Source organism: Lentzea aerocolonigenes (genome assembly GCF_000955955.1).
Taxonomy (GTDB): domain Bacteria; phylum Actinomycetota; class Actinomycetes; order Mycobacteriales; family Pseudonocardiaceae; genus Lentzea; species Lentzea aerocolonigenes_A.
In genome coordinates, this window is record NZ_JYJG01000449.1 from 1 (window position 1) to 220 (window position 220).

Sequence of the window (220 nt, forward strand, 5' to 3'; positions counted from 1 at the left end):
CTCCGGTTGGTGTCACGACTTTACGACTCCCGAGAGCAGATCGACGCGCCAGTAGCGCTGAAGACCGAGGAACAGCGCGATCAGGGGAACGATCGACAGCAGCGCGCCGGTGATCACGAGGGTGTAGAGGGCGGGTCTGCTCGAACCCTGCTGCAGCAGGGTGAACAGGCCGACCGTGACCGGGAACTTCGTGTGGTCGGCGAGCATGACGTAGGGCAGC

At 64.1% G+C, this 220-nt stretch carries 1 pseudogene; it reads right to left on the minus strand.

What is annotated here, in order from left to right:
- Positions 1–12 precede the first annotated feature (12 nt).
- A pseudogene (locus tag UK23_RS53320) lies at positions 13–220 on the minus strand (carbohydrate ABC transporter permease); the annotation flags it as partial.